Genomic DNA, 6110 nt, shown 5'->3' on the forward strand with positions numbered 1-6110 from the left:
GAAAACAGGATAGGTTTCTGCCTGGCTGCGATAATCGCAAATTCCTGGCATGGAAACCGACGAGGGGAACAACAAGAACAAGAGGGCTGACCGTCGTAGGGTGTGGTGGCGGTTTCAGGCACTAGAAGGTCAAAACCAAGTTGATTCACTTTGAAGAGAATAAAGCTTTTCCCTCTCAGCAAAAAGCTTCTATTACTGAAAGTTGCTGACTTAAAAATGGAATTTATAAATTCAACATGGAAGATCGTTTTTTAGAAAAGGGCGTGAAAAATGGATGATAAATCTTCTGCAAACGATTCACTCATTACCGATGCGTCGGGCATATTAGCTATAACTCAGATTCTTTCAGATATTTATAGTATCGGAAAAGAGACATACGATAAGAAAAAAATAAAACAGGCAAATAGAAAGGCCGCAGACCAACTTTACTCTAATTTAAAGAAAGTAGAGGAAGTAAAAACTATCTGGCAGTACGAAAAAGAGATAAATCTAAGGAATTTTTACCACCCTTCGAAAGTAAAGATCAAAGACAAAAAAGGTCTAGTTGAACCAACATTTATAAAAGACATTTCCGAACAAAAAAACTTTATTGTGGAAGGAATGGCAGGACAGGGAAAATCTATTCTACTACGCTACATTGCGTCGAATGAACTTCGGCTAAGCAAGCGAATACCAATATTCATTGAACTAAGAAAAATAGATGAATCAAAATTATTATTAACCCAAATAGAGTTAAGATTAAAAGGTCTTGGATTCCACATAGATGATGAAATATTACAATCTCTACTTAAATCGGGAAAAGTATCGTTACTGCTTGATGGGTTTGATGAGATCTCAAAAGACAACGTCACCAAAATCCTCTCTCAAATTGAAGATATAGCAGAGATATTTCCTGAGACTCAGATAATTGTCACATCCCGACCTGACAGTGGAGTCCAAAACTCAGAGCTTTTCAGAGTAGTAAAAATAGCACAGCTCGAACCTTTTGATCACTTACCTTTTCTCAGAAAAATATGTAGCGATGATCACCAGGCTGAAATAATTTATACTGCACTCACGGAGAGTCCATCCGATATACGAATGCTCATAAGAACCCCTCTTCTTTTAACTTTACTAACAATTGTTTTTAATGCTGAACAAACAATACCATCTAGTTTCACAGACTTCTACGATAAACTTTTCCAAATACTCTATACACGTCATGACTCATCTAAGCCCGGCTTCAAAAGAGACAAAAGATCAAATTTATCAGAAGAGAAACTAGAGAGAGCCTTCTCAGTATTTTGTTTTTTAACCCGAAAAGACGACAAAACAACCTTAACTAGAAGCGAAGCTCTACTTTACGGCGAAAAATCAAGTGATTCCTCTGGTCTAGCCTTCGACTCAGAAGATTTCCTAGAAGATATAACAAAGATCACATGCCTACTCATTCAAGAAGGCTTCCAATATCACTTTATTCATAAAAGTGTTCAAGAGTATTTCTCTTCCCGATTCATAAAAGCTCTCCCAGAAGAAGCTGCCACTAAATTCTACTTAAATGCAAGATCACACTATTCGTCTTGGCCCCAAGAATTATTCTTCTTAAAATCGATTGATAAATATAGATGCTTCAAGTATTTTCTCTCTCCAGAACTTGAAGCCTATATAAAAGAATACAACGGTATTCAAGGAAGAAAAAAATTCTTAAAGCGTTTCGAAGTGGAAATAGAATTTGGAGAAAAAGTAAACTCCATATCATGGATGGAAACGGGAAACATAGAAAAATTCTATAAAGATAATCTTGAAAATTTTATAGCGAATCTATTCTCTAAAGTGCTTAGAAAATTTGTTGTGGATGAAAATATCTACGCACAAGCGAGAATAGTAAAAAATTATACAAAAGATAGATTGATATCTGAAAACTCGTCAGAAGAAAAACTAGCAATCCCACTCGAAGAAATATTTACTATAATTGAAAGAGAAGAACTACTTATCTCAGCGTTTGAAAACTATATAAAGTTCTTAAATAAGCAACTTAAAGAATGTCACGAAGAAATAAAAAGACAAGAAAGCCAAACTGACTTGCTGGATTTTTAAAAACACCAAGAGAAAGATCATGTCAGAGCTATTACAGTACAGATTAACCAGAACACTCCCTGAAGTCGCACCACTATGCAGGTGTCGCGCTTGCCTGGCATCCACCCGTGCCGGCGGTGAGCTCCGGTCGTCCTGACCGAACAGCTCAGGGCCAGTTTACCGTTCCTAGTGGTTGCTTTTAGAGGACATGTCTTAAAATCGTGTGAGCAAATGTTTACACGATATTTCCTTGCCATACTTGGTCCGCTTCGATCCTTTCACCCTCCTCTACAGTCTCCAGGTTCCCTGGTGACTTTATCGGCTCTACTGACAACGGTTCACTGATGTGGGTTTTCAGCAGGTGCTGGAAAGGGTCTGTATTCGTCAGGCTTGGATCCAGCCACATATCAAAGTCTTCCGGTTGGAGCATCAAAGGAATGCTCTTGGGATGGACATGGCTGAATCTGGGGTGTGGTGGCAAGGTGATGATGGTGAAAGACGGTACAACATCACCCTGAAAGTCCCAAAGCTCGTAGAGACCCGCAAAGGCGATAGCACTGTCAACAGGGTGGATGTTGTAGCACTGCTTATGCCCTTTCTCTCCAGTCCATTCATGGAAACCACTGGCCGGTATGATGGCCCGCTGGGAGTGAAACCGTTTTTTCCAGAGTGGACTGGTTCCGAGGCTACCCGATCGGGCATTGAAGGTACTGTATTTTGGTGAAGGGCGGTAGCCGGTACCGTCTGGTTTGCGTTCTATGAGTAGTGACCAGATGGCATCTTGCAGAGTTCTGCCCTGGTTGGTTTCGTAGACGATCTGGCCTTTTGCACCTGGTGCTATGTTGAGGCGGGTTTGGGCGCGAATGGGGATGCCCAGGATTTCGAGTAGATCCTGGACTAGTGGGTCGTCGATTACGTTGTAGCGGCCGCACATGACTTACACCTTTCAGCTAACAATCAACTATTATGATACGTAGTGGTTCGATAACTTATCGCAGCACTTTTATAGGTAAGGTCATGGCTGGAATTATTTCAACTCACCAAGAGGTGTTGAAGACGAAAAACGGAGGCCTCGCTGAATGACTCATGAAGACGTAATCCGTCAAGGCAAAGACGATTACTTCAGCCAGAAAGGGCGCTATGCCAACCCATACCCGCGCGGTTCTGAAAAGTTCAACGCATACGAACGTGGTTGGATGCAAAGCTTAAAAAGTGTGAAAAAGCCGTACCCCCAGGTATCAGGAGGCTCTAAATCACTGGCGGATAAATATCGGAGCTTACCCAACTGGAAAGGTCCAGGGGATAGTGACGACTAGGTGTCAACGAACTGGATCGTCCTGACCAAACAGCTCAGAATATGTGTAACGCCGTCAAGGTGCTACATTGTGCTACATTTCCTAAAACTGCGTAAGCATTTGCTTACACACTAAGCCTGGCCAGCTTCAGCCGAGCTTGCCGCGGCTTCCTCGTGCTGCATGTTCAAAATCTGAATCTCGCCTGCAATCTTATGGAGCACTTCTTCAAGATCACCTGGCTCCGATTGCATAAAATCATCAGGGGATTCGGAATCCCACCTCGCTATGAGGCGATTGATTTTCCACCAATGATACCAGCTGCTCTTTCTCGCCAATTCTCGCAGTGTGGAATCAACTTCGGAAATTAGCTCCTCGATAACTTTGGCATTTTTTTCTTTGATAAAACGTTTACACACCGTCCTGGTATTCTCGACGACATGAGGCGGCAACGATTTATCAGATAATTCTGCACTAACCTTCTCAATACTTGAAAGATACTCCTTCTGAGACTCAAGCACGGACGGCAGCTTACTAATGAAGGTGATCTTGTTCGCCATGAATGGATCGCGTCTAGACAACTCCCTGGTAGCATTTCTGATGGAATCCGAAAAACTCATTCCATCCAAAGCAAAAAAACGTTCCTCCAGGGCTAATCCATACTGCTCAGCTTGCGATTTGTTCACCTCAAGCGCTTCCTCATCCACTGGTACTCCTAACCCTCCTAGATCACCCATCACAGATTCTACGGTTTCCGATACGCTACCTTTTATATCCTCAGAGTAAGAAGAGAGAGAAATTCTAACCTGCATCACGAGGAACAATGCGTGCCTAACCGACTGTTTGACCTCTAGCCTCGTCTTAAAGGCGAAAGCGATCGCGGCGACTAAGGCCGAGAATACAACTCCGTTCTGCTCGAAAATGGGGAAAGCCGTTTCCGAAAAGAATTCCAATATGTCCTGCATTTTCAGATTTCCTTTCCCTGAATAAGGCCCTTAACTTCTTCCACTGTGAGGGTGCGATTTCTTCTACGGTGAACTATTGTGTGGCAATTTGCACACAGTGGTACCAGGTCGGTCTCCGGGTTTACGCATTGGGGTTCACCTGCCTCAAAAAGCGGCCTGATGTGATGAATGTGTATCAAGCCTTTCCCATAAGCGCCGTACGTCTCTTCGAAATTGAAACCACAGGCTTTGCAGGTCAACCCGTGAATCTCGATGGCTTGCGCCCTTAGATTACTGTCTCTCTCATAAACCGTGCTATAGACGACCTTTTTCTTACCTTCGATGCTGGTGGAAGTAAGGCGAGCCTGGCCCCTATTGCGACCACTATCCGGGGTTAAGGGAAGACTGGTAGCTCTGCCCAGGATCTGTTCGAAAACAGCTTGAGAGATGTCTCTCACACTACGGCGCCAATAATTAGATTTCTGTGTCTCGGGAATCTCTTCTAAAGGCTTGCCATCGACTTTATGAGGGACTGCCTCCGAAAACTCGCGGTAGCCAGTAATATAGGCTATCAAATCGCGACTATGCTCCCCATCAACCGGTTCAATAGTTGAAATCTCTGCCACCGCAAAGTAGTGAGGTTCGTTGGAAAGCCGTTCAGCTTCGAACCTCTTATCTTTGATTCGACCCTTGTAATAAAGGACTTTAGTGCCTGGCTCCAGGTACTTTTGGTACATCTTAGGATAGTGGTACTGGACACCAGTCTCGTCATCCCATTTCGATTCGTCGTTTTCGGTAATTACTGCAAAGCCAGTGGTCACCTAGTCAACTCCGCTTGATTTGAGTAAATCGTACCTATAAGACTAACAGTGCGCGAGAACTTAGCTAAGCTGGTCTTTGTAAGACTTCTAACCATGCCATATCGGGGAGGCTAGGTGCAGGTTATCAATATACATACCGGAGAAACAAAAGACTTACCGGACGACATCGGTAAGATGTGGGTTAGGTCCTGCACACCTTGGTATTCAAACGACTGGTCGCCGCAAGACGACCTTCCACCTTCCGCCGCGGGGAAAACTACTCGTACACGATATGACCTTAACAATATGGATCCTGAATCGATCCATCAGTTTTGGAATTGTTGCTTAAGCTGCAGTAGATCAGTCATTTTTGCCAGAGAAATTGGAGAGATACTCCAGAATAAAGAAGCTCCTAACAGCATTTGGATGCAGGCAAAATTCAATGCCTATGCTATTGCTGTCATGGAGTGGAGCAAAGGCTTTGGTGCAAACAGCGAGGAATACCATTGGAAGAGAGTTTTTGGCGAGAATTCAGGGTTCATTCAAGAACTATGGGAAGCGACAGGTATCAGGGAAGAAACCTATTTCGCATACTGGCGCGACATGCAGCACATTCGGATCTCCAGAATTGCTCATAGCGGTCTTCCTAACAATCCAGCGCCCCAACTTCCAGACTTTAACCTGGCCATAAAGCTTTTCGCGGCAACTCACCCGATATTAGTCCGCATTTTGAAGGAGCTTACAAATCTTCGCTTCCCCAACATCTATGTCTTAGAACCAATGAGCTTTGACGATTGGTTAGATAGCCTTAGAACAGACTTCAGAAATGAAATTGAGCCAGCAATCGTTGCTTCACTCGAAACCAGTTAGGTGTCAACAAAGTGTCCACGGCTTTGTGATGTAGTGTGGTTACGTGTGTAACCTGTTTCTAGCAACTCGCTGTTTTATTGGTAATTGTGGGTTTGTGTGGTGCTTCGAAAAGCTGCGGCATCGGGTTCAATTCCCGCCGTCTCCACCAA

6 protein-coding genes are annotated in these 6110 nt (G+C 43.6%); 3 read left to right on the top strand and 3 right to left on the bottom strand.

The window, feature by feature from the left end:
• Window positions 1-270 precede the first annotated feature (270 nt).
• Window positions 271-2076, top strand: coding sequence for an NACHT domain-containing NTPase (locus Q4501_RS18385; protein ID WP_303597720.1), 1806 nt, complete (start codon window positions 271-273; stop codon window positions 2074-2076).
• Between the two features lie 214 nt (window positions 2077-2290).
• Here the strand turns inward: Q4501_RS18385 and Q4501_RS18390 are convergent, their stop codons facing one another.
• Window positions 2291-2989, bottom strand: a complete 699-nt coding sequence (locus Q4501_RS18390) for an SOS response-associated peptidase (protein ID WP_303597721.1) — start codon at window positions 2987-2989, stop codon at window positions 2291-2293.
• Between the two features lie 145 nt (window positions 2990-3134).
• On the opposite strand from Q4501_RS18390, the gene Q4501_RS18395 reads away from it, so the two are divergent.
• Window positions 3135-3371, top strand: coding sequence for a hypothetical protein (locus Q4501_RS18395; protein ID WP_303597722.1), 237 nt, complete (start codon window positions 3135-3137; stop codon window positions 3369-3371).
• A gap of 110 nt (window positions 3372-3481) precedes the next feature.
• On the opposite strand, the gene Q4501_RS18400 is transcribed toward Q4501_RS18395, so the two are convergent.
• Window positions 3482-4312 (bottom strand): hypothetical protein, encoded by an 831-nt coding sequence (locus Q4501_RS18400; RefSeq protein WP_303597723.1) that lies wholly within the window; start codon window positions 4310-4312, stop codon window positions 3482-3484.
• A gap of 2 nt (window positions 4313-4314) precedes the next feature.
• Entirely contained in the window at window positions 4315-5112 is a 798-nt protein-coding gene (locus tag Q4501_RS18405; protein ID WP_303597724.1) for an HNH endonuclease, read from the bottom strand.
• 114 nt (window positions 5113-5226) lie between these two features.
• Between Q4501_RS18405 and Q4501_RS18410 the strand changes: the two genes are divergently transcribed.
• Window positions 5227-5961 (top strand): hypothetical protein, encoded by a 735-nt coding sequence (locus Q4501_RS18410; RefSeq protein ID WP_303597725.1) that lies wholly within the window; start codon window positions 5227-5229, stop codon window positions 5959-5961.
• Window positions 5962-6110: the final 149 nt, after the last annotated feature.

Origin of the sequence: Marinobacter sp. 2_MG-2023 (genome assembly GCF_030546935.1) — a bacterium.
Classification (GTDB): Bacteria; Pseudomonadota; Gammaproteobacteria; order Pseudomonadales; family Oleiphilaceae; genus Marinobacter.

What these genes read in the sequence shown, in the direction of transcription:
- Q4501_RS18400 (WP_303597723.1), bottom strand. Translation starts at nt 4,312, where the DNA reads ATGCAGGACATATTGGAATTCTTTTCGGAAACGGCTTTCCCCATTTTC.
- Q4501_RS18385 (WP_303597720.1), top strand. Translation starts at nt 271, where the DNA reads ATGGATGATAAATCTTCTGCAAACGATTCACTCATTACCGATGCGTCG.
- Q4501_RS18390 (WP_303597721.1), bottom strand. Translation starts at nt 2,989, where the DNA reads ATGTGCGGCCGCTACAACGTAATCGACGACCCACTAGTCCAGGATCTA.
- Q4501_RS18395 (WP_303597722.1), top strand. Translation starts at nt 3,135, where the DNA reads ATGACTCATGAAGACGTAATCCGTCAAGGCAAAGACGATTACTTCAGC.